Origin of the sequence: Endozoicomonas sp. ONNA1, from assembly GCF_024606325.1 — a bacterium.
Lineage (GTDB): Bacteria > Pseudomonadota > Gammaproteobacteria > Pseudomonadales > Endozoicomonadaceae > Endozoicomonas_A.
Map to the genome: position 1 here is coordinate 1 of NZ_JAHHPN010000720.1, position 22,498 is coordinate 22,498.

The 22,498-nt window shown below is 47.6% G+C and carries 26 protein-coding genes, 1 tRNA gene and 2 pseudogenes; 14 read left to right on the plus strand and 15 right to left on the minus strand.

Annotation, left to right across the window (positions count from 1 at the left end):
* The coding region (locus KDK19_RS16785) for a hypothetical protein (RefSeq protein ID WP_257292416.1) at positions 1 to 523 on the plus strand (523 nt) is incomplete at its 5' end.
* A gap of 176 nt (positions 524 to 699) precedes the next feature.
* Here KDK19_RS16785 and KDK19_RS16790 read toward each other — a convergent pair.
* Positions 700 to 1,152 carry a hypothetical protein gene (locus KDK19_RS16790; protein ID WP_257288546.1) on the minus strand — a complete coding sequence of 151 codons (453 nt, stop codon included), beginning with the start codon at positions 1,150 to 1,152 and terminating at the stop codon, positions 700 to 702.
* Between the two features lie 74 nt (positions 1,153 to 1,226).
* On the opposite strand from KDK19_RS16790, the gene KDK19_RS16795 reads away from it, so the two are divergent.
* Together KDK19_RS16795 and KDK19_RS16800 are read left to right on the plus strand one after the other, a co-directional pair.
* Complete coding sequence (locus KDK19_RS16795) at positions 1,227 to 1,658, plus strand: secondary thiamine-phosphate synthase enzyme YjbQ (RefSeq protein WP_257276384.1); 432 nt, start codon at positions 1,227 to 1,229, stop codon at positions 1,656 to 1,658.
* A 166-nt stretch (positions 1,659 to 1,824) separates the two neighbouring features.
* Positions 1,825 to 2,070, plus strand: coding sequence for a hypothetical protein (locus KDK19_RS16800; RefSeq protein ID WP_257276385.1), 246 nt, complete (start codon positions 1,825 to 1,827; stop codon positions 2,068 to 2,070).
* A gap of 46 nt (positions 2,071 to 2,116) precedes the next feature.
* Here KDK19_RS16800 and selD read toward each other — a convergent pair whose 3' ends face one another.
* The 5 genes from selD to KDK19_RS16825 form a co-directional block, all read right to left on the minus strand.
* The gene (selD, locus tag KDK19_RS16805) at positions 2,117 to 3,169 is read right to left on the minus strand and encodes a selenide, water dikinase SelD (RefSeq protein WP_257288545.1); all 1,053 of its coding nucleotides are present in this window, start codon (positions 3,167 to 3,169) and stop codon (positions 2,117 to 2,119) included.
* A 325-nt stretch (positions 3,170 to 3,494) separates the two neighbouring features.
* A complete protein-coding gene (locus KDK19_RS16810; RefSeq protein ID WP_257292417.1) occupies positions 3,495 to 3,821 on the minus strand; it encodes a hypothetical protein in 327 nt (108 codons plus the stop codon).
* Between the two features lie 216 nt (positions 3,822 to 4,037).
* Positions 4,038 to 4,523 carry a hypothetical protein gene (locus KDK19_RS16815; protein ID WP_257276388.1) on the minus strand — a complete coding sequence of 162 codons (486 nt, stop codon included), beginning with the start codon at positions 4,521 to 4,523 and terminating at the stop codon, positions 4,038 to 4,040.
* A 210-nt stretch (positions 4,524 to 4,733) separates the two neighbouring features.
* Positions 4,734 to 5,258, minus strand: a complete 525-nt coding sequence (locus tag KDK19_RS16820) for a DUF2878 domain-containing protein (RefSeq protein WP_257292418.1) — start codon at positions 5,256 to 5,258, stop codon at positions 4,734 to 4,736.
* A 24-nt stretch (positions 5,259 to 5,282) separates the two neighbouring features.
* Entirely contained in the window at positions 5,283 to 6,680 is a 1,398-nt protein-coding gene (locus KDK19_RS16825; RefSeq protein WP_257276390.1) for a PLP-dependent aminotransferase family protein, read from the minus strand.
* 281 nt (positions 6,681 to 6,961) lie between these two features.
* Here KDK19_RS16825 and KDK19_RS16830 point away from each other — a divergent pair, with 281 nt between their 5' ends.
* The 3 genes from KDK19_RS16830 to KDK19_RS16840 are packed head-to-tail and all read left to right on the plus strand — an operon-like array spanning position 6,962 to position 9,334.
* A complete protein-coding gene (locus KDK19_RS16830; protein WP_257292419.1) occupies positions 6,962 to 7,768 on the plus strand; it encodes a PhzF family phenazine biosynthesis protein in 807 nt (268 codons plus the stop codon).
* Positions 7,765 to 8,385, plus strand: a complete 621-nt coding sequence (locus tag KDK19_RS16835; RefSeq protein ID WP_257292420.1) for a LysE family translocator — start codon at positions 7,765 to 7,767, stop codon at positions 8,383 to 8,385. Before KDK19_RS16830 ends, KDK19_RS16835 begins: the two co-directional genes overlap by 4 nt.
* Positions 8,386 to 8,395: 10 nt before the next feature.
* Positions 8,396 to 9,334, plus strand: coding sequence for a universal stress protein (locus tag KDK19_RS16840; protein WP_257276393.1), 939 nt, complete (start codon positions 8,396 to 8,398; stop codon positions 9,332 to 9,334).
* Positions 9,335 to 9,356: 22 nt separating this feature from the next.
* Here KDK19_RS16840 and KDK19_RS16845 read toward each other — a convergent pair whose 3' ends face one another.
* Entirely contained in the window at positions 9,357 to 9,806 is a 450-nt protein-coding gene (locus tag KDK19_RS16845; RefSeq protein WP_257280910.1) for a c-type cytochrome, read from the minus strand.
* A 274-nt stretch (positions 9,807 to 10,080) separates the two neighbouring features.
* On the opposite strand from KDK19_RS16845, the pseudogene KDK19_RS16850 reads away from it, so the two are divergent.
* Positions 10,081 to 10,201 (plus strand): annotated as a pseudogene (locus KDK19_RS16850) (IS3 family transposase); the annotation flags it as partial.
* Positions 10,202 to 10,301: 100 nt separating this feature from the next.
* Here KDK19_RS16850 and KDK19_RS16855 read toward each other — a convergent pair.
* Positions 10,302 to 10,583 carry a hypothetical protein gene (locus KDK19_RS16855; RefSeq protein WP_257292421.1) on the minus strand — a complete coding sequence of 94 codons (282 nt, stop codon included), beginning with the start codon at positions 10,581 to 10,583 and terminating at the stop codon, positions 10,302 to 10,304.
* Positions 10,584 to 10,661: 78 nt separating this feature from the next.
* A pseudogene (locus tag KDK19_RS24460) lies at positions 10,662 to 10,847 on the minus strand (RING finger domain-containing protein); the annotation flags it as partial.
* A gap of 487 nt (positions 10,848 to 11,334) precedes the next feature.
* On the opposite strand from KDK19_RS24460, the gene KDK19_RS16860 reads away from it, so the two are divergent.
* Positions 11,335 to 11,409: transfer RNA gene (locus KDK19_RS16860), tRNA-Arg, on the plus strand.
* Between the two features lie 239 nt (positions 11,410 to 11,648).
* The gene (locus KDK19_RS16865) at positions 11,649 to 12,164 is read left to right on the plus strand and encodes a hypothetical protein (RefSeq protein ID WP_257292422.1); all 516 of its coding nucleotides are present in this window, start codon (positions 11,649 to 11,651) and stop codon (positions 12,162 to 12,164) included.
* Positions 12,165 to 12,192: 28 nt separating this feature from the next.
* On the opposite strand, the gene KDK19_RS16870 is transcribed toward KDK19_RS16865, so the two are convergent.
* A complete protein-coding gene (locus KDK19_RS16870) occupies positions 12,193 to 13,848 on the minus strand; it encodes a VRR-NUC domain-containing protein (protein ID WP_257288542.1) in 1,656 nt (551 codons plus the stop codon).
* 66 nt (positions 13,849 to 13,914) lie between these two features.
* Here KDK19_RS16870 and KDK19_RS16875 point away from each other — a divergent pair, with 66 nt between their 5' ends.
* The gene (locus KDK19_RS16875) at positions 13,915 to 14,178 is read left to right on the plus strand and encodes a hypothetical protein (RefSeq protein WP_257280906.1); all 264 of its coding nucleotides are present in this window, start codon (positions 13,915 to 13,917) and stop codon (positions 14,176 to 14,178) included.
* A 26-nt stretch (positions 14,179 to 14,204) separates the two neighbouring features.
* Here the strand turns inward: KDK19_RS16875 and KDK19_RS16880 are convergent, their stop codons facing one another.
* Both KDK19_RS16880 and KDK19_RS16885 read right to left on the minus strand, forming a co-directional pair.
* On the minus strand, positions 14,205 to 14,699 hold the full coding sequence (locus KDK19_RS16880; protein WP_257292423.1) for a threonine/serine exporter family protein: 495 nt from the start codon (positions 14,697 to 14,699) through the stop codon (positions 14,205 to 14,207).
* The gene (locus KDK19_RS16885) at positions 14,696 to 15,487 is read right to left on the minus strand and encodes a threonine/serine exporter ThrE family protein (protein ID WP_257292424.1); all 792 of its coding nucleotides are present in this window, start codon (positions 15,485 to 15,487) and stop codon (positions 14,696 to 14,698) included. Before KDK19_RS16885 ends, KDK19_RS16880 begins: the two co-directional genes overlap by 4 nt.
* A 532-nt stretch (positions 15,488 to 16,019) precedes the next feature.
* Between KDK19_RS16885 and KDK19_RS16890 the strand changes: the two genes are divergently transcribed.
* Positions 16,020 to 16,703, plus strand: a complete 684-nt coding sequence (locus KDK19_RS16890; protein ID WP_257292425.1) for a zinc metallopeptidase — start codon at positions 16,020 to 16,022, stop codon at positions 16,701 to 16,703.
* A 142-nt stretch (positions 16,704 to 16,845) separates the two neighbouring features.
* A complete protein-coding gene (locus tag KDK19_RS16895) occupies positions 16,846 to 18,180 on the plus strand; it encodes a UPF0149 family protein (protein WP_257280904.1) in 1,335 nt (444 codons plus the stop codon).
* Between the two features lie 87 nt (positions 18,181 to 18,267).
* Here KDK19_RS16895 and KDK19_RS16900 read toward each other — a convergent pair whose 3' ends face one another.
* Positions 18,268 to 19,263, minus strand: a complete 996-nt coding sequence (locus KDK19_RS16900; protein WP_257292426.1) for a GTP-binding protein — start codon at positions 19,261 to 19,263, stop codon at positions 18,268 to 18,270.
* A 156-nt stretch (positions 19,264 to 19,419) separates the two neighbouring features.
* Between KDK19_RS16900 and KDK19_RS16905 the strand changes: the two genes are divergently transcribed.
* Positions 19,420 to 20,337: a hypothetical protein gene (locus tag KDK19_RS16905; protein WP_257288822.1), complete on the plus strand. Its 918-nt coding sequence runs from the start codon at positions 19,420 to 19,422 to the stop codon at positions 20,335 to 20,337.
* Here KDK19_RS16905 and KDK19_RS16910 read toward each other — a convergent pair.
* The gene (locus KDK19_RS16910; RefSeq protein ID WP_257275616.1) at positions 20,332 to 20,790 is read right to left on the minus strand and encodes a hypothetical protein; all 459 of its coding nucleotides are present in this window, start codon (positions 20,788 to 20,790) and stop codon (positions 20,332 to 20,334) included. The two genes, KDK19_RS16905 and KDK19_RS16910, sit on opposite strands and share 6 nt — an antisense overlap.
* 81 nt (positions 20,791 to 20,871) lie before the next feature.
* On the minus strand, positions 20,872 to 22,047 hold the full coding sequence (gene chrA / locus KDK19_RS16915; protein ID WP_257280901.1) for a chromate efflux transporter: 1,176 nt from the start codon (positions 22,045 to 22,047) through the stop codon (positions 20,872 to 20,874).
* A 213-nt stretch (positions 22,048 to 22,260) separates the two neighbouring features.
* Here chrA and tatA point away from each other — a divergent pair, with 213 nt between their 5' ends.
* Positions 22,261 to 22,476 (plus strand): twin-arginine translocase TatA/TatE family subunit, encoded by a 216-nt coding sequence (gene tatA, locus KDK19_RS16920; RefSeq protein WP_257276486.1) that lies wholly within the window; start codon positions 22,261 to 22,263, stop codon positions 22,474 to 22,476.
* Positions 22,477 to 22,498 lie beyond the last annotated feature (22 nt).

The following is a 22,498-nucleotide window of genomic DNA, read 5'->3' on the forward strand; positions in this document are numbered from 1 at the left end:
GCTTTCTATTCGCCGGTTCGCCACTGACAATGGACAGATGGATGGCGCTTTTATTCTTGACGATACAGTTTGTTTTTCTTCAGGCACATCGGATAGGTTTTTAACTCTTAGACTGGTGACTGCGAAAAATTCTTTGCACACCATTATTTACAACAGTAATGGGCAATTGTCTGTCGTTACTTATGAAAACCAGGTCAATGTCCATCGTGTTGACACCGCATTCAAGGCTCCGGCACGTAGGTCAATGCGCCCGGTCTTTGTGGGCAATAAAGCCTATCTGGCAGTTGCAGACGCTGATGTTGAGAAGGGTGTCCGGCATGTGCGGATGCAAGTGATTTCTCTGGGTCTTGACAAACTGCCGCCTGTATTGAGTCCAAAATTTCCAGACTGGTGTATTGGGCTTATTACCGCGGGTGTTGTGGTCTTGGTTGCCGTGGTTTCAGCTATCGTAGCCGTTAAGAAGTTCAAGAGGAAACTACCCGTTCCATTAGGTGATGCCGCGGATGGGTATCAAGAGTTATGATCATTTCTGCTACGACATAAAAAATTGGCATAGCCTGTTGGTAGCAGTCTTCGTGAGTGGCTTCATTTATCACTTATAAGGCTTCTGGAAATGGGGCAGTGGATTTCTGAATGAAGCTAACTTCCGGAGCTTCGCAGGTTCCTGGAGCGAGATGGGACGTCTTCATAGCTTTCAGGTTAAAGGCTATTGCCAGACTCTTGATCATTACATGAATGGCTGGTGTAGAATCGGGCAGCCATTGGCAGGCTTAGCCGAAAGGCTTCATCTTCGAAGCTTCTGTCCAGATAATGTTTTTCGAACTCCTTGTTTTCGATAGAGCCTTCTTCCAGCTGCCGGACATGGACCAGTTCGTGAGCCATGGTGACTCTTATTTCGCTGGGTTCCAGACCTTCTGCCAGGGCTATAAGGTACTTTTTCGGCCCGAGTTGTTGGGTAAAACCCTTTATCTCAGGCGTATCCATTTTTTGAGTCAGATGAATAATAATGACATCACTGACGCCCAGCTCCTCCATGTAAAAAGTCTGCATGTCGAGAAAATCACAACCAAACTTATTCAAATCGTTGGCGTAGGACGATGTGGCCAGAAAAGAGAGAAACAGTAAAAGATTGAGCCAATATCTCTGAATCATTAAGCAGGCCCGTTAAGCTGAGTAAAAGGCTTCAATGGCTCAATGCAGTTCGGCAAGACAGGAGAAGACTTTATATGGCCTGGTATCAGAAATTGATTCTACTATCGGAAAAAGACAGGGGCTTTCATCTTATAACTGATGAGTTAGAGTCAAAGCTTCCCGAGCTTTCGAAGTATCAGATGGGTTTGGCTCATATCTTTATTCAGCATACGTCCGCATCCCTCACTCTGAATGAGAATACAGATCCGGATGTTCGTCACGATATGGAAATGTTTTCCCTTCAAGCTATTCCGGATGATGCCGACTACTATCGCCATGTTCTTGGCGGGGCTGATGATATGCCGGCCCATATAAAGTCGAGCCTGTGGGGCGCTGGTGTCATGGTGCCCATCACTGAGGGCCGATTCAATCTGGGAACCCGGCAGGGGCTCTGGTTGGGAGAGCACAAAGAGCGCGGTGGAAAACGTCTATTGATTGTGACTTTACAAGGTAATCTATATAGGTAATTATAAATTCATTGATTTTTTTAATAGCAGTATATTGACGGAGGACTCAGACCGACTGGCGTTTTAACAACGCTGGACTATAACTTAAAAAAATCGGAACTAAAGTCTAAAAATATGGGTTGGAGCACAGATTGCTCCATTGACCAGTATCCAAGAGGAAATAGCTATGGCACGGAAAACGCCGAAAAAAGCTGCTGCTGGTTTTGACGGGGTTGATATCAGTTTTCTGGGGAGTCGAGACGAACCCGCTGATCAGCGCACAGTAGAGTCCCGGAAAAAACTCAGAGAGAGTCTCAACGCTCAGGTAGAGGCCTTTCTTGAATCCGGTGGTGAGATAGAAGAAGTCCCATCAAACGTTACCGCTGATCCGCCCAAAAAGCCTTCGAGCGAATACGGTAACCGTACAATCTAACCCAATTTTAAAGCCCGACACTTCCGTCGGGCTTTTTTTGGGCCGCTTAAATCTGAATCCTCACCAAAGGGCCTTGTGCATACTTTTCCAGCTCACCAATAGGCTCTAGTGAAAGGCCATACTGGCGGGTAAGGGTCAGAAACGCTTTTTCACTCTCTCTATCAACAGCTACCAGTAAGCCACCACTGGTCTGTGGGTCGCACAGGAGCTGTTTTTGCTCTTTTGTGACCGCCCCGGCCTTATGTCCATAACTGTCAAAATTGCGTAAAGTGCCCCCCGGAATGCAGTCTTGAAGTTGGTATTCACTGACGTGTGGGAGCAGTGGCAGACTGTTCATTTTGATAGTGGCCGCTACTTTGCTGCCTTCACAGACTTCAATCAGGTGACCCAGCAGGCCAAATCCTGTGACATCAGTTATGGCACTGATACCCGGTAATTGCGCCAGTTCTGCGCCAATCTTGTTAAGAGTACACATGGCGTCACGAGCCAGGTGGCGGTGTTCATCCTTGAGCAGCTTTTTCTTCTGAGCTGTAGTCAGAATGCCCACACCAAGAGGTTTGGTGAGGTAAAGCCTGCTACCTGCCCGGGCCTGGTCATTGCGCTTGAGCTGCTCCAGCGGTACCTTGCCGGTGACCGCCAGTCCGAAAATGGGTTCGGGAGCATCAATGCTGTGTCCACCTGCCAGAGGAATGCGGGCATCTGCGCAGGCTTGGCGACCCCCATCTACAACTTTTGCGGCAATTTCAGGGGGCAGAATTTTCACTGGCCAGCCCAGTATGGCAATAGCCATCATCGGCGTACCTCCCATGGCATAGATATCACTGATCGCATTGGTGGCAGCAATTCGGCCAAAATCGAAGGGATCATCAACAATAGGCATGAAAAAGTCGGTGGTGCTGATCACTCCTTCACCATTTCCCATATCAAAAACAGCAGCATCATCCTTACTGGAATTGCCGACAATCAGCCCCGGGAAGTCGGGCAACTGAAGGTTGGTTTTCAGAATGCCGTCAAGAATCTGAGGCGATATCTTGCAGCCGCAACCTGCGCCACTGCTGTATTCAGTCAGCTTGATGTTGTTGATGTCTATAGAACTCATTGGGGTGCTCAAGAAAGATAAGCGAAAAAATTGCGCACTTTAGCACTAACAGAAGTAGAAGTAATTAGGGAATAATGGGGGTTCGGGGAGTTTAATGTCAGGCAACGGGTCACCAGGTTGATGTTGCTGCCATTGTTGACATTTTTAAATGCACTGGGTTGTCTGTGCGGTGCAGAAAGTTTTTTAGGAAAGTGATGTCTCAACCATCGTTTTGACTAATAAGAGTATGATCTTTTATCCGATTATATTGACATTGCTACTTTCTTTTTAGGGGAGGGAGGTCAAAGTCCCTTTTAGTTAATGCAGTAGATTTTATATGTTTTTGTTAATGGGTGGTTGGCATTACCGGCAGGATTTTGTTAATTCCATCGGGTTCAATATATCGAATGGATGAGTCTTGCTTAATAAGGGTTTCAGGATCCAACAGTGCATCGGACAGAAAAATAATTCCGCAGGAACCGAAGGGGCGCAACAGTGACAGCGTTGTCTCTGAAGAGAGGCCATTCAACTTGTCAATAAGACGTTGTGCGTCGCAGCTGTTAACAAGGCCAGTGTCAAATACAGCAACCCAGCGATGAGTATATTGACCGAATTCTGCGTATGAGAAGAACGACAGTGAAGCAGTGAAGAAAAACAGGAGTAGACGATGCATATTGTTCCTTCAAAAGTGTTAGATGGCAGGAAAAACTAAAGTACTAACCCCGCGTTTTCCAGACTAAGAAAGCCCTGTCTGTTTCTATTAAGTACTAGCAAATATTGTATACATAGCCGGAAATAAAAAGAAAGGAGCCTTTGGTTACGAATAACTCAAATCAGGCTCCGGTTCTCATTAGTAATACTGCATGTGTCACGTTAATGAAACAATCCTTCAGTCGTCAAGCTCAGAGGAAATCAGTTGTTTATAGGCAAAGACAATTTTGATGGAAGGTCTTTTCAGAATCTTTTGAATCCAGAAGCTGAACCACTGTTGTGCGTTCATACCCTCTTCATCACAGTCGAACACCATCGGCAGGTATTCAATCGGGTGGGCTGTATTTTCGTCATCAATGACTGAGAAAAGCAAACCAGGTGGGTTGGCTATACCGTCATTGCTTAACCAGGGCTGGCAGAAAAAGCTCATTTCAAGGTCTATCGACCAGAGCTTAAAGCTCTTACTGACGATCAGTTTGAAACGAGCCTTGTTTTTGGCTTTACCCTGGCTGGGTATATATTCAAGAGGCTCTGCACGAGCCGGCATTTTACGAACATTCAGGCCCTCTATGGGTTGAGTGCCGGACTCATACCAGCACCTGATATCAGTTGCCTTTTGATTCAGGAAGTCACTGGCGTTAACAGGGGATGCTGAGACGGTCATAAAATACGTTCCTTTATTATTGTGCGCGCACTAGTAGCACTCATCGCCTGGAAATGCTGTCAGGCTACACAGAAATGACGTTATCTTGCAATATTTTATGTAAGGAAAGTGATGCTTTTATGTAAGTGTATTTTATACTGGGCTCCTTTCGGAGCTGTTTTTGTCGAAGAAATCCAGTGGCGGTGATTTTTCTGCCTCAGCAATGAGCGATCATTCGGTAGTCTGTCGTTCATATTTTTCTAGCCAGATATCAGAAAATGTCAGAATAATATTAATAACTAGTGTTGCGAATATTGAAAGAATAGCCACTGCCTGCCATGTTGGCAGATGGGAGGTAACATAGGTGAACTGTAACAACAGGAAGTAATGTACTGCGGTCAAAATAATAACAAACAAGTTACCAGTCAGTCTGTTTTTACCAAGCCAATTGAGACTATGACGAATGGTCAACCCTGGCATTAGCCAGATACAAGCCAGCCATGAAGGAAGAATTCGACTCTCACCGGAAAACTGAAGAACACTTATATTGCTCATCACACTATCCAGGGCGCTACCCAGAATCAGGGTGATAACCAGAATCTCCCGCTCTTTTTTCCAGTAACCGGAGGTGGAGAAATGGATCATTAGAATGACTACCGTCGCGGCGACAGCCCAGCTTGACTGGGTCGTCATGCAGATCAGCCAGCCTGCTAAAGCCAGGACACCGTTAAACCAGGAAGTGTTCAATTGTTTCATCTAAAAAACCATTCAATAGGCTATTTAAAAGACAATGGGTCTTAAAACAGGGTTGGGTTCAGAGGCCAGCATTGCGCTGATAGTTTCCAGACCTCTTCTGAGTTGATCTCTTGATGATGGACTGCTGATGCAGATTCTGACGGCCTGAGGTGCAGCCGAGCTGCCAACCGCAAACACTTCAGAGTGCAGCACTTTAACATTTTTACTTTCCAGCTGTTGGACAAATGTTTCTGCCCGCCAGGGTTCCGGCAGCTTGAGCCAGGCATAAAAACTGTAAGGCTGTGACTGGATATCCAGATGCCCGATAGTTTCTTCCAAAATGTGCTGCCGGTACAGAATTTCTTCCCGCTGCCAGACTGTCAGTTGCCGGGCTTCTCCGGAGTCAATCCATTCTGTTACTACTTCTGACATCAGCGGGGGAGTGCTCCAGCAGTTGTTTTGCATGGCGATCCTGATTTTCTGGTTAAGGTCTTCCGGGCTGCAAATAAAACCGACTCTCAGCCCTCCTGCCAGAGATTTGGAAAAGCTCGTAGTATAAACCACCCGTTCCGGGGCAAGACTGTAGAGAGATGGTAACCGCTCTTCAGGCGGAATAAACTGCACATCGTCTTCCAGAATCACAAGATTATGCACAGCAGCAACGTCCAGAATTTCCTGACGTCTGGCCAGTGGCATCAAAGTGGCCGTTGGGTTCTGAAGGTTTGGCATCAGATAAAGAAGGCGCGGTTTGAATTGATGGCAACATTGGTCCAGCGACTGAGGCGTCAGACCATGCTGGTCCATGGCCAACCCGATATGGCGAAGCTGCCACTGTCTGGCAGCATTAATAAATCCGCGGTAGGTCAAATGTTCTGATGCGATAACATCTCCGGGCCTCAGCAGTCCCTGGAGAGTGAGCATATTGGCGTTCTGTCCACCGGATGTTATCAGAATGTTGTCTGATTCCGCTTCCATACCGTGATAGCGCATCCAGCGCACCATGGTTTCACGATGCCGGGAGATGCCCGTTTCCGGGTGGTAGTCCAGTAAAGATGAAAGTTGTTGCCATTTTTCGGCCACTGAACTCAGGCTATTGGCCAGAATCTGCTCTCGGCTGGCCGGGACAGGCAAACTGAGGCTGAGGTCGATCAGGTCGGATGGCCGGGGCTGCGGAATTGAGAAGTCTCTTTTATTCCAGACCTTACCAAGAACAAAAGTACCGCTTCCCACTCTTGCGGTAACAAGCCGTCGTCGTTCAGCTTCAGCGTAGCCACGTGTAATTGTCCCGACGGTGACGCCCAGTTGGTCAGACAGAGAGCGATGTGTGGGCAGTCGATCGCCACTATTCAGCTCTCCCCCTGTTATGGCCTCTTCTATGGCGTCAGCCAAAGCTTTGTATTTGGGTCCGGAAAATCGATCCAGATTTGGTTGCCAGTCGATCATAGATTTAGTTTTTTTGCATGATTGTCATGGTGACAATAAAAGAGTTGATCGATTCTAAGCACCCTCTACACTGCAATCAAATGGAAAAGTAAAATAAAAATAAAATTGTATGGTGACAATTTATGCGTGAATCATTGGAACTTTCAGCTATGCAGAAGCAAGCATACGACAATAATCGTTTAAAAAGGGTTGGTCAGGGTCGCCAACGTTGAAAGCAAAGGCAAGCAAAACAAGAGAGTGTAAATCGCTTTTCACCAGGCAACATAAGAAAGGAATGAACAATGAAAGTGCTTCCCATCTATCAGGTCGATGCTTTTACCAGTGAACTGTTCCGAGGTAATCCAGCTGCTATCTGCCCGGTCGAAGAGATGCTGTCTGATGAACTGATGCAAAGCATAGCTCTGGAAAATAACCTTTCAGAAACAGCCTTTATTGCTGGCGCGGATGGACGTTATTACATTCGCTGGTTCACACCGGGTGCAGAGGTCAGTCTGTGTGGGCATGCGACACTGGCAGCCAGTTATGTGATCCGACATGAGCTGGGAGATCAATCAGAAGAGTTATCTTTTGATAGTTTATCCGGCCTTTTAAACGTCAGATTCAAAGAAGACCTGATTGAACTGGATTTTCCGGCGGCTTCCTTTGCTCATGAGCCCATTCCAGAAGAAGTTGCAAAACAGCTTCCCTTTGAAGCGTTGGATTCCGGATTCAATAAAGATGATCTGTTAATTGTTGCTCCCAATGAAGAAACAGTAGCCAGTCTGAACCTGGACTTCACCGGCCTGAAGAACAGCAGGGTGCGCGGTGTGGTTATTTCTGCTCGTTCGGAAAGAGTGGGTGTGGATTTCGTCTTCCGCTGGTTTGGCGGACCTGAGGTCGCCATAAAAGAAGATCCGGTCACTGGATCAGCTCATACTATGCTAACTCCTTACTGGTCTGAACTATTGGGCAAAAGAACACTCAAAGCTGAACAAATTTCCCCGAGAACAGGGCAACTGGAGTGTGAATGGTGTGAGGACAGGGTTTTGCTGCGTGGTCGCGCTTTACTCTACCTGAAAGGCCTGATAACCGTAACAGGAGGCTTATGATGAGTGGTGAGTTAAGTGTTGTTTTGTGGCCCCTGCTGGCTTTTGCTTTTTCCAGTACGATTACCCCGGGACCCAATAATGTCATGATCATGACCTCAGGTATGAATTATGGTACCCGGCAGAGCATCCCTCACTTTTTAGGCATCTGTCTGGGCTTTCCTTTGATGGTGCTGTTTGTGGGGTTGGGGCTGGGGGCGGTGTTTGATCTTTTTCCGGTTCTGCACGATATCATCAAGGTTCTGGGTGTCGCTTATCTTCTGTACCTTGCCTGGCTCATTGCAAAGTCTTCACCTGTCGATCTCAATGGCGGCAGATCCAGACCACTGACTTTTATGCAGTCAGCCCTGTTTCAATGGGTAAACCCGAAAGCATGGATTATGGCGACAGGTGCCGTGGCTGCTTATACAACGGTGTCCGGAGATGTGTTTCTGCAAGTGCTTGTCATTGCGCTGGCCTTTCTGGTCGCTGCGGTTCCCTGTGTAGGTGTATGGTTATTCTTCGGTGTTCGTCTGAATAAGATGTTGCAACAGTCGTCTTATCAAAGGGCGTTTAACATCGCTATGGCGCTTTTACTGGTGCTGTCTATTATTCCGGTTATTGGTGAGATGATCTTATGAGGGGTTGACAATGCATGCCTTCAAGACCGTTATGGTTGCCATCACCGGAAGCCATACCAGCGAACTCGAGTTAAGACAGGCCTTCAGGCTGGTAGCTGACAATAACGCCAGACTGATCATGGCCTTTTTTGATCAAAGCCTGGAAGTCATGCGCAAGCTTCAGTTTATCCCTCTGGAAGGCAAGCTTGAGGCCGTTATGAAAAAACAGCTGGAGCTGGATGCCGAAAAGCTCAGGCAGCTGGCATGGGAAGAAGGCATTGATGCTGAAGTTCATATTGTCGCTGGCAAGCCCAGACAGCTCATCGCGGGTTTGATTGAAGAGTTCGGTGTGGATTTGGTCATCAAACTCGCGGATCCTAGCGGGGCACTGGTTCGTAATCAGTTAACGGGTAATGATCTCGCATTGCTGAGAAAATGTCCGGTTCCCGTATTGATGATGGCCTGCAGGGATCAGTTACCTGATTTCACTGGTAGAATTCTGGTAGCGGTCGATGTTGGTGATCCGGACAGTGATGCATTGGCCCTCAATAGAAGTCTGCTCCTCCATGGCCATTACCTCAGCAGTCAGGAAGATGCGGAGCTGCATATAGTGTCGGTCTGGAATCTACCATTGAACCAACCTGCATTAAGGATGTTGGGTGACGAAGAGGTCTATGATCTTCAGGAGAGTACCCATCAGCGCTACCAGCAGAGACTGGATAAAACACTGCTGGACGCGGGCATTGATCCTGACTCTGACAAGGTAAAAGTACATCTCTTGAAAGGCAGCGCTGCCAGAGAAATACAGAATTTAGCCAATGAAATTAATGTGGATCTGATCGTAATGGGAACTCTGAGCCGTCATGCCCGGGGAATGCTGATGGGGAATACGGCTGAGAATATTCTGAACAATATCTACTGTTCAATTCTGGCAGTGAAGCCGGAGGGTTTCGTCAGTCCACTGGCCTGAAGGCCTGTGGACTGAAAGCCTGTCAGGGCTTGAGGCCACTCATATATTCGATAGCGTGGCTGATCTCTTCGTCGGAGCAATCCATGCAGGTTCCCTTTGGAGGCATGCTGCCGACACCCTTGATGGCGCTAGCCAGTAGTTTATTGAAATCACCCGCTGCAGACAGTTTGGTTTCCCAGGTAGCCTTGTCACCTTTTTTCGGAGCGCCAAGCAGACCGGAAGTATGACAGGCTGTACAGAACTGATTGAAGATCTGCTCACCGGAACGAGGACCACTGCTGGTGCTGGCAGAAGCGCCCACATTGGCAGCGCACTCTTCACCTTGTTGACACACTGAGCCAACAGGTGCAATTCGCTCGGCTACTTCTTTACGGGAAATTTCATCCAGTTCAGCAGGCTTGGCGAACGCCAGAATAGAAAACAGGCCACCGACCAAGGCCATTAACGTACGTACTTGAGTTACCCGAGACACTCACTTATCCCCTATATCGACAAAGGTCTGCGGCACCATGTAATTAGCCAGCGGCTACGGCAGACATCTCAACGCTTATGCTGTTTATGGTTACATCTTGTGGACCTGAATAAACCATTGCGATGATTTTATTGATTGTGTGCTCAGGGCACCGCCAGTAACCGAATTCTTTTTAAGCAACGCGGATTATAGAACAAAACGTTTGTTATATCAGCTAATTGTTTAACTAATTGATTTTATTGTATATTTTATATAAATATAAACATTGGTACTTAGAGTCGTTCGATACAGCTGGGTAAACGAACACCTCTTTGAGTCTCTGGAAGAGGTTCGGGAGTATGCAACCGAATGGCTCCTGGTTTTACAACAGAATAAAACGTTCAAATGCTGGTTGACTTTGAGCAGCATGAAACGACGGAGTCGGCCATTATAAAGTTAAAGATAAGTTACTATTGCTATAACACTTACAGAACATGCACTCAATAAAACCAGCTGTCATTGCGTCTCTGTCTCTGGCTCGTTTAGAAAATTCACGAGCTCTTCAAGACCTTTTTCATATTTCGATTTATCGGCTTCGCTTAACTCTGATAAACGCTGAAAAAACAAAGTAGATAATGTTTCGTATAATTCTCTGCCAGTATCGTCTCTTGCTGGGAAATCTTTTTGTGATTCTACGAATGGAGCAGCATAAACCAGTAATTTTGGACTTGCCGGCCCTTTTTGTAGTACAGCAATCATTGATGCCTGAGACTCTGGTCTGGTAAGTGCCTGTGACATAGGTTCTTGCTCAAAACAAATTCTATGATCTGCTGAACTTGCACCACGATGTACTCGGGATCGTTGCCTACAAACCGGGCATAATAGATCATGATGATGTGATCGTAATGTCTCTATGCAATCCTCATGAAAATCATGTCCGCAGCAAAGGCTGGTACTTTGCTGACCACTGTCAATTTCATGTAGACAAATTGGACACACGTCCGCGTAGCCTATGCTGATTGTTAAACTTAAGTTGAAAACTAAAGAAAGAAACAAGCGCATAAACGGCTACACCATTTTAATTTTAATCAAGAGAACAAGCATTACAAAAAACTCCAAAGGAATGCATCAACTTCGAAGTCCCTGACTTTGTTATTAAGTGATGCTTTCAGATTTATGCATTATGTATAGAGGCCAGTGTCATGTTCGTCCAGATCAGATTTCATATTATCCTCAATTCGCGTAAGACACCCTCTTCAGGTGGGGAAAGGTGTCAATTGGCCATATGAAAGCGCCATGCTTTCTTTGCAGACTCTTGCCACGGGAAAGGTTATTTGTTGACAGTTGTCGAATCAGCCAAAAGCTGTTCAGCTTTAGATACCAGTGACTAAAACCCTGTTTGCGGCAAAAAGCCATAGACAGACAGGAAGCTGATCAGTAATATTGGCCTCCGCTGAAAGCACTGTAGTAAAGTGGTTTCAAGCAGCCGCAGCTCAGCTGGATAAGAACTCTAACCGCATTCAGCCCTGTCGAAGCTGCGTTAGTTAATGCTCTCGTGGTGTAACGGATAACACGCGGCCCTCCGGAGGCTGAGATTGGGGTTCGATTCCCTACGAGAGCGCCATTTCATTGATTGGCCATGGTTACACCGAATAGCGATCCTTTCAGGGCTCAGTCAACTCCGCCACTTCACATATCAAAGACTACAGACAAGATTATCCGGCTGACCTTGTAGTGCCTGCTGCTCCGTGGTTATGACAGAGAGAAATATTCATTTTTTTCTAACAAAAAACTGAGGAACTTTTTTATTGTACTTAAGTCCAATTAAATAATCACGAAACAAAATATTAAAGGAGGTAGGTTATGCAGGCAGCAGGAAGTGCAACCGTAGTAGAATGCATTTGCCCAGACCCAACGTCGCAAAGTGCCAGAAAACACGCGATTTGTGGTGGAGTTTTTACAGGCTTAGGAGCTGCGCTTGGTGGATTTTCAGGGAATTTGATTGCTCTCGCAACAACTAATACTTACACAGGATTGATTGCCGGTTTTCCTACTGGTTCTTGTGTTGGTTGCCTGGCTTACACCGCTTACAATGCATATCAGAACGATGGCTGCAGTATCCGTTGCCGTCGTATAACTGAGGCAAGTGTTGCCTGTCAGAGGCATTTGCCAGTTACGAACCAGCCCGTAAGTGCCCCCGTGCCTGAGGATTTACCAGGGGCTGATGAAAATTCCGGTAGCTGTAATTATTCGCCCATTATTTCAATGCAACCGCCACCCTATCGAGAAATAGACACGCTAACTGCACCTGCAGACCCTCCACCGCCTTATCGAAGGAATAATCCAGAGTCGGATGGGCAAGAGGAAACTTTTGTATGAAATTTAGTCTGAAAAAGCATCTAAAGCATTAACCCTGATTCACATGCTTTGGGTGTTCCCTGACCCTTTTAAGCCAATCCACATAAATCACTTCAGCCGGCATATCGCGTTCAGCAAAAAAGGCAAGCCAGCGCTTCTGGTTTTCCTGAAGCCGGTCGCCAGGGCCTTTTACTTCCACCCATCGGTATTCCTGAGATTCTGGCTTGAACAGAATCAGGTCAGGGAAGCCAGTACGATTATGGGCAAAGTCGAAAACCAGCTTTTCCAGCATCGCTTTCAGGTGAGTCCAGGGAATCAGATCGCAGGCGAGAGTGATTAACTTTTCTGACAGTCGAGGCCAATAGACTAACCGGTTGGCGATGCCCTGCTTTTGTTCGTAAATTGTCAGAGCCTCCCGGGTCACATTGGACGCTTCCAGTTGTCTGAATCTGTTTTCAAACAAGGCTTGTCGTTTACGATAAAAGTCGGGGGTCGATAAGTCAGCAGGCGCACTTTGGAAAGGGTGGAAAAAGGCGTCTGGAATATCGGCAAACAGAATGTCCCAGAACAGCAGACCCGCTAATCCACAGATCAGTGTGTTTTCTACATAGAACGTTTCCCAGCCTTTATTCTGGAAGTGTTTTTGAACCTGAAGTTCAACCCTTTCACTGTTGTCCGAAAGGGAAAGGTGTTTTTCAGAAAACCGGGGTTGTTTTCGTGAGGCTCTGTCGCCCTTTAATTTTCTGATAAATCGTTTGGCAAACTCCAGCTCCATATCGCTGGCAGGGTTGTTCACAATAGTTGTGCAAATAGCTTTGCTGGCTTCTATCTCTCCAAGTTTGTGGCGGATGCGAGCCATTCTTTCGGTGGCTGGAGGCAGGTTTGATTGTGCAAACAGCCTCAGAGCTTCATCAAACTGCTCTGTTCGCTCCAAGGCTCTGGCGATTCGGTTGACCAGGCGACTGAACCGTCTTTTTAGAATGGGGCTGGCAGGTTGATCGGGTAGTTCATGTTGTAAATAGCAGAGGGCTTTAGAGTCTTTTTCAAACTCTGCCTCGTAAGCGAGAATGCCTAATTGTGATAGTTTTAAAGCGTCGTTCAATTCTGATCGGGTTTTGAAAAGTCGACTGTTTTTTTCCAAAGAATAATTTTCAAACTTATTGAGCCCCAGGTCCTGCAGCACAAATTCAGTCAAATCCTGATGGAGATTGCCAAAAAAAAGGAACTGTAGATTCTTAACTTGTTCTGCGAAAAGAGGCTCATAGATATCAAAAGGCAGAGTGGGTGACTGAGAGACTTCGGTCACAATCCGTTCAACGAGATCAGGTCTTTTCAGCTTTGAGGAAATGTCACTGACTGAGCTGAACCACTTTAAAAGCTCCGCTTTGGTGCCAAGCTTCACCATTTCTGAGACGTCAGTATCAGTATTGATGGCCATTAACCCCAGTTTCTCAAGTTCACGGGCCGCCGGGGTTATGTCCAATATCTCCGGATATTTCAATGTGTCTGAACGAAACAAAGGTCCCTTTCTGCAAATCAGACGGACGTAGAGACGCCGGGCAGGTTCAGAGGCATTACGGAAGTGGTTGATAAAAGTGCTCTCATCATCCACCAAAAGGTCTTCATATTGATAAGTAACGAAATCCAGCAGCGACTGAAAGTTGATCAAATAATAGTCTTCCCGTATCTCAATCACTTCAGTCATCGCCAAGCTGCCAATCAATGGGTTAAAACGCTAAGATTAACTAATTTGTTCGTTTGGAAAACCGTTATGAGTGATGATGATCTGGTCACCGAGGCCCATTTGCTGGAAATCGTTGAAAATCAGGTGACTGAGAATAACCCCACAAGAGTCAAGGAGACGCTACTCAGGCTGACTATGACGGGTATGGAGAGACAGGAAGCCATGGACTACATCGCCTGCGCGCTCTCTGTTGAAATTATCGATGTCATTCAAAATAATGCATCGTTTAATCTGAGGAGATATGAGCAGAATCTCGACAAACTGCCTGAGACTCCCTGGATGACAGCTTAAGCCGCTGCGCATCTATGAAGGGGGCACTAAACTCTGGGTCGGCGGGATTTCAACAAACGGATGTCTTTGACGCTGCGATTCTTAAAGAGCAGGTATGGAATCGTGACACCGACGGCCAGGGATAAAAGAATAAATATCGTATTCAGCCCATCACTGATGGTCTGCATTAAAAGATCGCTTGAGAACGTGGCGGTCTGACTCATTTCTATGAGCCCCATCATACTTCTGTAGGCGTAGACACCCGGCACCATCGGAATAACGGCAGGTGCCATGAACACAGTTGTGGGCGTGTGCACCCAATGTGCTAACTGAATAGACAGCAGCCCGATGGTGCACGACGCCAGCAGTGTGGATGTCAGCATATCGAGACCAAAATGCAGAGCTATGCCTCTCAGTCCGTATCCCAGGGCGGCCAGAAAAGCCGAAGCCCAGAATGCCCGAAGGGGCGAAGTGAACAGTGTGGCAAAGCCCATTGCAGCCAGAGCAGCCCAAACACACTTTTCTAACAGCAATCCGCTCATAGTTGATGAACCCCCAACAGTGCGGAGCTGATGACGATACCCATGGCAATAGCCAATGCGATAACGATGCCATGGGTGACTCGTGCTTGTCCGACAATGATATGACCATGCAGAAGATCAATAACACCGTTGATCAGGGGCACGCCCGGAATCAAAAAAAGAACGGAAGTGGCCACGGCTATTTCCGGCGAATGTCCCCAGTGAAACACCAGCCCCAGTCCACTGAGAGTACTGGCGACAAAAGCAGCAGAGGCGATGCTCAGGGCAAGGTTATAACCCCTGGCCACCATTTGATTATGGGTGGCAAAGCCAATGGCGGTTGCCGCACCTGCCAGCAACATGGCTTGAATTTCTCCACCGGCCAGTCGACAAAAGGCCATACCCATCAGAGTTACCATGGCCAGTAATACCATTTTTGGGTAATGAGGAATGCTTCGGATACGTTCTATTTCTGTGGCAATATCGGTCAGAGGCCAGTTTTCAAAGGAGACCTTCCAGCTCATTCGACTAATGGCGGATACCACACTGAGGTTGACTGCGTAATGGCCGACTCCTCGAAAAGCCGTGTGTTGAAGGTGGGGGCTTTTCTGGTCAGATAGAGTCAAAGTAATCCCGGCAAAGGAGAAGAACAGTTCAATGTCATAACCCAGAGCATGGGAGATTCTTCGTACATTGCGATCGACCCGGTCTGTATGAGCGCCGGATGACATCAGCAGGGCAGCAATATCCAGCAGCAGGCGGGACACGGTATGGTGATCGTACTCGGGGACAGAATTGGGTATAGCCATGAAAAGCAGATTCTGGGGCCAGGCAAAATTATTAAGAAATATAGCGTCTCAGGATGCGAAGTTCCCTGATTCAGACAGGATTTGAGCAAATAGCAGGGAGAGAGAAATACCTTCATTGGCTTATACCAGCGATGGTCCCTATATGGGCTGGTGGCTCAGATATGATATAAAGCCTCACAACTATGAGTGAAAAAGTAAATGCATCCTCCCTGATGAAAGACTTTTCCATAAACAGTAAGCGGTAAGATGAGCTGAAAAACATGCTGCAATTTTTAAAAGATGTAAAAAATATGCACTGGGCTCCAAGGCTGATTCTGGCCCTGGTCGTCTTGAAAATGATTGCCGACGTGGTTCGTGAACAGGCCATTTTTTAATCCTGAAACTGCTTTGATGGCTCGCCTCAAAAGGTCAAGGTAAAATAAACCGGAAAGCGCATAAAGCCGCTTTAGATTGAGAGAGTAGCAGAGCAAAAAGCTCGATACTTTATAAAATTTCCGGGTTAAAAATTGGGTCAATGGATTGGGAGCACGAAATGGTCTTTGTCATCCTGGGATTATTGATTCTTGTTCTGGTGTTTGGTCCTCAGATCTGGGTAAAGCGAACACTCAGATTGCACAGCGGTGATCGTCCGGATCTTCAGGGAACCGGTGGCGAGTTGGCTGAACATCTTGTAGAGCGCTTTGGTCTTGAGGGCGTGAAGGTCGTCAAAGGCAACCAGGGAGAAGATTTCTACAACCCGGAAGAATTTCTGATTTCGCTTTCTCCAGAAAACTATGATGGACGCTCAGTTTCCGCAGTCGCAGTCGCGGCCCATGAAACCGGTCACGCGCTTCAGCATCAGGAGAAACATGCCGGATTTATGCTGCGCCAGAGACGGATAAGTCTTGCCATGACTATAGAGCGCTTCAGTGCCATGGCGCTCATGATTACTCCGTTGGTTTTTGCTCTGACCCGGGTTCCTCACAGCGTTTTGCTAACGATTCTGATCGGTGTTTCCGGCATGATTGCGGCTATCTGGGTGCAGCTGATTAACCTGCCTGTAGAGCTGGATGCCAGCTTTAAAAAAGCCCTGCCCATTCTGGCGGAGGGTTACCTTTCAGAAAAAGATATGCCCGCTGCCAGAGACGTTTTAAAAGCGGCAGCCATGACGTATGTTGCCGCAGCACTGGGCAGCCTGCTCAATCTTGGCCGCTGGGTTGCTATCCTCAGGCGTTAAGTTAATCCTGCAAAGGATGACCTTGCCTGAGTCCATGAGTCTCTGGTTCGGGCTGCCCCGCCGGGCCAGGGGGTGTTGGATTCGTTGAACTGATCTACTATGATTGCGAGCCTTTGTATACAGATCACCTTCGGATATCTTCATGAGTCCCTACACCTCTCCCATTTCTGAACTTCTCGGCCTGGGCTACTGCGACTGGCAGGATTGGACGGATTACAGCCGTTTTGAATTTAATGAGTCGCATATCCCGGAGCTTCTGAAGCTGGCTCAGGATTGGGCCTCGTTTGATCATGACGATGCCGAAACTGTCTGGTCACCCGTTCACGCCTGGAGGGTTCTGGGTATTCTTCAGGCAAAAGAAGCGGTGGAGCCCCTGCTGGATCTGTTCTACAAGGATGATGAACACTTTGTGATTGCAGAGTATCTGCCTTCTGCGGTCGGTCGTCTTGGCGAAGTGGCCACCGATCGGCTTTGGGGTATTGCCAGGAACAACGAGGACAATGAGGATGCCCGGGATCTTGCAATAGAGTCTCTGCGCTGGAATGCAACTTACCATGAAGCGGATCGTGAAAAGACAGTGGCGGGCCTTCAGAAGCTTCTGGAAGACAGGGAAGATGATGGAACCTATCTCAATACGGCTCTGGTCGGTGCTCTGATTGATCTGCACGGTAAAGAAGCGGTTAAAGTCATTCGCGATGCCTTTGAGCGTGGTAAAGTCGATCGCGAGATTCATGGTGATATTGAAGACATAGAGATTGAGCTGGGTCTGAGACAGACTCGCTCCTTTATTCCTGACTGGCGTTTTGACGATGCCCAGAAAGACATGCTGGAGGCTATGCTGTCTGAGTATGGTCGCATGTCTTGTCAGGAAGTGGAAGGTTTCCTCTTTGGTATCTGGGGGTCACCTCAGCAAGTTCCACCCAATCGCTGGCTTAAAAAAATCTTTGGCGAAGTACCGGCTTTTAAGGATGAACAGCAGGAAAAAGACATTCATCGTATATTGTTCAATCTATACGACACCATTGAGCGTGCTGTTGAAATGGGGCTGGATATTATTCCTGAAGACTGTCTGTCAGAAACGCCAGAAGATGAACGGTTCCCGAATCTGCAACAGTGGTCCAAAGGTTTTGGTGAAGCCAATGCCATGCTGGTGAACTTCTGGGAGGAAGTCTTCCAGCACAAGGCTATGAAAGAGCTGGAAGAATCCTGGACAGCCTGCACCATTCTCCTGAGCGTCTGGTCTAACCCTGAACAGCTGCTGGAGAAAGCTAAAAAATCGGGTGGGCCGAACATCGAGAAGATGCTCTCTGCCGTGCCTTCTGTGGCTAGAGAACTGGCTTCCCTTGGTTCGGGAATACGCACCCGCTGGGATGCCATTATGGAAACGCCCGATCCGGTTTCTGTCACCAAAATTGGTCGGAACGACCCTTGTCCCTGTGGCAGTGGTAAGAAATATAAGAAGTGTTGTGGTGCTTGATTCTGGCAAATTTGTCATCCATTAAAAATCATCGCACTCTGGAAACGGGATCTGATTGAGATCCCGTTGTGGTATCTGAAACCACCTTCACTCGGAATCGGCGACCAATCCTGCCGCCCGGCACAGTGAGTCTTCAATCTCATTCCATGCCAGAGGTTCGTTGTGAATCACCTCAACCCGACTGTTATCGCATTCTTCCAGTTCCATGATGCTGACAACGCCATCCTGGGCATTAAATGCCCTGGGTCCCAGGCTGGTATGAACCACAGCTTTCAGACGTTTGGCGGGTATGCTGTTGAACAGATGAAACAGTGCATCGAAAGAAAACACCAGCATTGAACTGTACAGCCAGCCACAGCTGAAATGGCCCTGCCCCTTGTTCTCCCGTCGGATAAACAGTTCGCCATCAGGCAGTTGCAGGGGAACCGTTTCCGGCATGGCGCTGTGAGAGTGGTGCGCATCAGGATGCAGAGCGACCTGATGACCTCTGGGCAGATCCAGCCATTGGTGCTCCAATGCACCATGAGCTACCCAGGCTGTCTTGAACGCTTTGTTTTTCATGGAGCGGCAGAATTCGTCAAAACGCGCCTTGTCGGAATCCTCACAACAGTCGGTTTTATTGGCCACGATGACATCTGCCAGGGCCATCTGGTCCTGAAAATTTTCGTTATCCAGGTAACGCTGGTCTTTCAGGTTCCTGGGGTCTACCAGACAGATAGTGGCTTTCAGATCCAGTACTTCTGAATAGTGCTCACCTGAAAGCGTTTGCAGGATTTGCTCAGGATGGCCCAGTCCGGTGGGTTCAATCAGAATACGGTCTGGCTTGCTGCGGGCAATCAGCATGTTCAACCCGATCTGCATCGGCAGTCCGGCAACACAGCACATGCAGCCACCGGGAACTTCCCGGACAACGGCTCCTTTGCCCGACATCATGGCGCCGTCGATGCCGATTTCGCCAAACTCATTCACCAGCACACCCCAAGTCTCGTCACTGGGCTTGTTGGCCAGCAGGTGAAGGATGGCAGTGGTTTTACCGGATCCCAGGAAACCGGTAATCAGGTTAGTGGGGATTGCTTTGATCATGACATCTGAAACTGATTGGATTTGTTACAATATAACGTTTTTGGGGAGAGTATGGGAGAAGAATTTCCATAGACTCCCTCTATTAATGGAAGAAACTGGAAAATTGTCGATAGTTAGATGTAAGCGATTTTCTGCTCTCAGGGAGGATAGTGAGCAATGGCTGGACCAATAAATTTTCTAAAAGGCTTGGTTGGGGCATCATCTTCACAGAGTCCAGAGAGTGTCAAAAGCGAAAGGGTTGGGCGATATAATCATCGTACTGCTGAGGCTCTGGATGGCAAACCCATCCTGAGGAAATCAAAAGAATACTATATCGCTGAAGCTAACAAGCTGAAAAAGCAGGCTGGGGAGTACAGATCGAGGTATGCGAAAGACAATGCACTTCAAAGAGCTCAAGAGGCAGAAAACCATGCCAAAAGTGCCAAAACCAATGCTGAGCTCCATGCTAAGCTCGATGCTGAGCTTGAGCAAGACATAAGGTTAGCTGAAAGCAGGAGAAAAAAGCATACGGTCCCTGTGGATCGGGTCAAAAGCAAGCAGGCTAAGGATGCAGGTGGCAGACCCATCCTTGAGGGCTCAAGAGAACAAATTATGGCTGAGGCTAAAAGGTGTGAAGAGCGGGCTGCAAAGTGTGTAACCCAGATGGAGAAAGACGTGGAGCTCATGAAGGCTCGCAGTCTGAAAATCGACGCTAGAAACGCTAAAACCAATGCTGAGCTCCATATTGAAAATAAGCTTGAGGAAGCCGAAAAACAAATGGCTGAAATGAGGAGAAAAAGGCATAGGAGTCCTCTGGATCAAATTAAAAAAGCGATGGGTAAGACTGTTGATACAGTCAAACATGAAGCAGAAGATTTTCTAGACGATTTGTCACAGGCTAAACGTTTGCATGATCGGAAAATTAAAATATCCAACGAAGAAGGTGTATTGAAGAATTTGATCAAACAAAGAGACACACTGAAGTGGTATAAGAACCCTAAAGAAAGCTTCAATCTGTGGCGGGATATTGGGACGAAGGAAGCCGCTATCGCCGCTCTTAAGAAGGAAAATCATCAACATGGAATGCGTTCATAGGAAAGTTTTTTTATTGACATCCCTTAGCCCTTCAATGTGACTCCCCAGCCGCCAGATAATGAATAACCCTGCCAATGTGGCGGCTGATTCATAAATAAGTTCTGACTGTTCCATCGGCGCCAACGCCAATATTAAAAAGACCGGAAGGCAGAATACCAAGGTTCTCATGGTGACGACCCAACCTATTGAAATCAGTCGAGTCCAGAACTGTTCTCCCTGACGACCCCCGTTGCAAAGCCAGGCATAAAAGATAGCAATAAAGGGAATAGAGAGTTCTATTACTTCGAGCCAGCCCGAATGGGAAAAGCTGTCATTAATGTTTTCAGGAAAAAAAAACAAGGTTAGAAACACCAGCCAACATAACAGGTACAGGTAGGTTTCTTGACCAGAGAGAGGCTTCTGCCTCAGTCGCTCTTTTAACCAGTTAATATTCCAAAACACTACGAACTGCATAATCTTACCCTCCAAACAGCTTATATACCTTAGAGGCTCTGGGGAATGAATAGTTCCCCGAGCCTGTAAGGTGCCAGAAGATTAGATCAACAGAAAACCAATGCTTGCAAACAGGGGAACCATCCAGGCAATGGGCAGCTTCCAGACTGCCAGAAGCAGGTAAGCCATTAATGCCAGGGCAACGTCTTGGGCATCCTTGATGGCCAGAGTAATGACCGGGTTGTAAAAGGCTGCCAGAAGCAGGCCCACCACCGCGGCATTAATGCCATTGATAGCGGCTCTCAGCTTTGGCATCGACTTTAGACGATTCCAGAAAGGCCAGGCTGCTGCCAGCAGAAGGAAAGAGGGGGCAAAAATACCAAAAAGAGCGGCCAGTGCATGGGAAATATTGTAGGTGCCACCGTATACACCGCCCAGAAAAGGAGCCAGGGCAAACATAGGGCCGGGTACTGCCTGAGCGGCGCTGTAACCTACCAGGAAAGCATCTGGAGTAACACCGCCAGCATGCACAACTTCAGCCTGAAGCATTGGCAGAACGACATGGCCGCCGCCAAATACCAGGGCGCCGGCCCGATAGAAACTGTCAAAGAGGTTCAGGCTGGTTGAGTTTGCCATACCTGTTATGAAAGGCAGTAAGAGCAAACCGGCAAGGAACAGAACAAAGGCAGCACATGCCTGCCGTTTGCTGCCTTTCACCCGGGCGTGTTCGTCATCCACTGACTGATCTTTATAGATGATGAACCCAAAGGCTGCCGCCAAAACAATGACCCCAATCTGGGTGAATACATGGGGAAGCAGTAACATGGCTCCTGCTGACAGCACCGCTATCGTCACCCTGGGACGATCCGGACATAATGATTTGCCCATTTTGATAAGGGCATCAGCCACCACAGCGACGGCAAACAGCTTAATGCCCTGAAGCATTCCCATAGCGGCAGGGATGCCGGATATTTCGCTGTAGCCCAGTGCCAGCAGGATCATAATCAGGGCAGAAGGAAGGGTGAAACCCAGAAATGCAGCGATAGCACCCGGCAAGCCGGCACGTTCAAAGCCTATACTCATCCCTACCTGACTGCTGGCCGGTCCGGGCAGCATCTGGCAGAGGGCTACGGTGTCTGCGTAATCTCTTTCACCAAGCCACTTGCGACGTTCTACAAACTCTTTATGAAAGTAGCCGATGTGGGCTGTGGGTCCCCCGAAGGAGTAGCAACCCAGCATCAGGAAACGCCAGAAGATCTCAAGAATTGAATGTCTCATAAGCCATCCTTATAAATATTGCCCGTTATTGTAAGGTTGGACATATCATTAATCGAATGAAATTGGTGTTTGGAAAACCTCTGCGGTAGGGTTCTGTGCAGGTATGATGCCTGTTTTTTCGCAAATAGCGGCTGTCCCATTGAATCTACTGATTGTGAGCAGGGGTTGCAGTTGAGTATGCTTCATAGGGATTAACCATCGGAGTGAACAACAATGGGTCTTGGTGGAATCAGTATCTGGCAGCTATTAATTATTCTGTTGATTGTCGTAATGCTGTTCGGTACGAAAAAGCTGAAGAGTCTGGGCGCCGACCTGGGGGGAGCATTGAAAAGCTTCAAGCAGGCGTTGACCGAAGAAGAGAACGACGCCGCTGTAAAAAAGGCCGCACAGAACGACAGTGCTCAAAAAGAAGTTTCCCATAAAGCCTGATTGTGAGACTAACTGGTCAGGC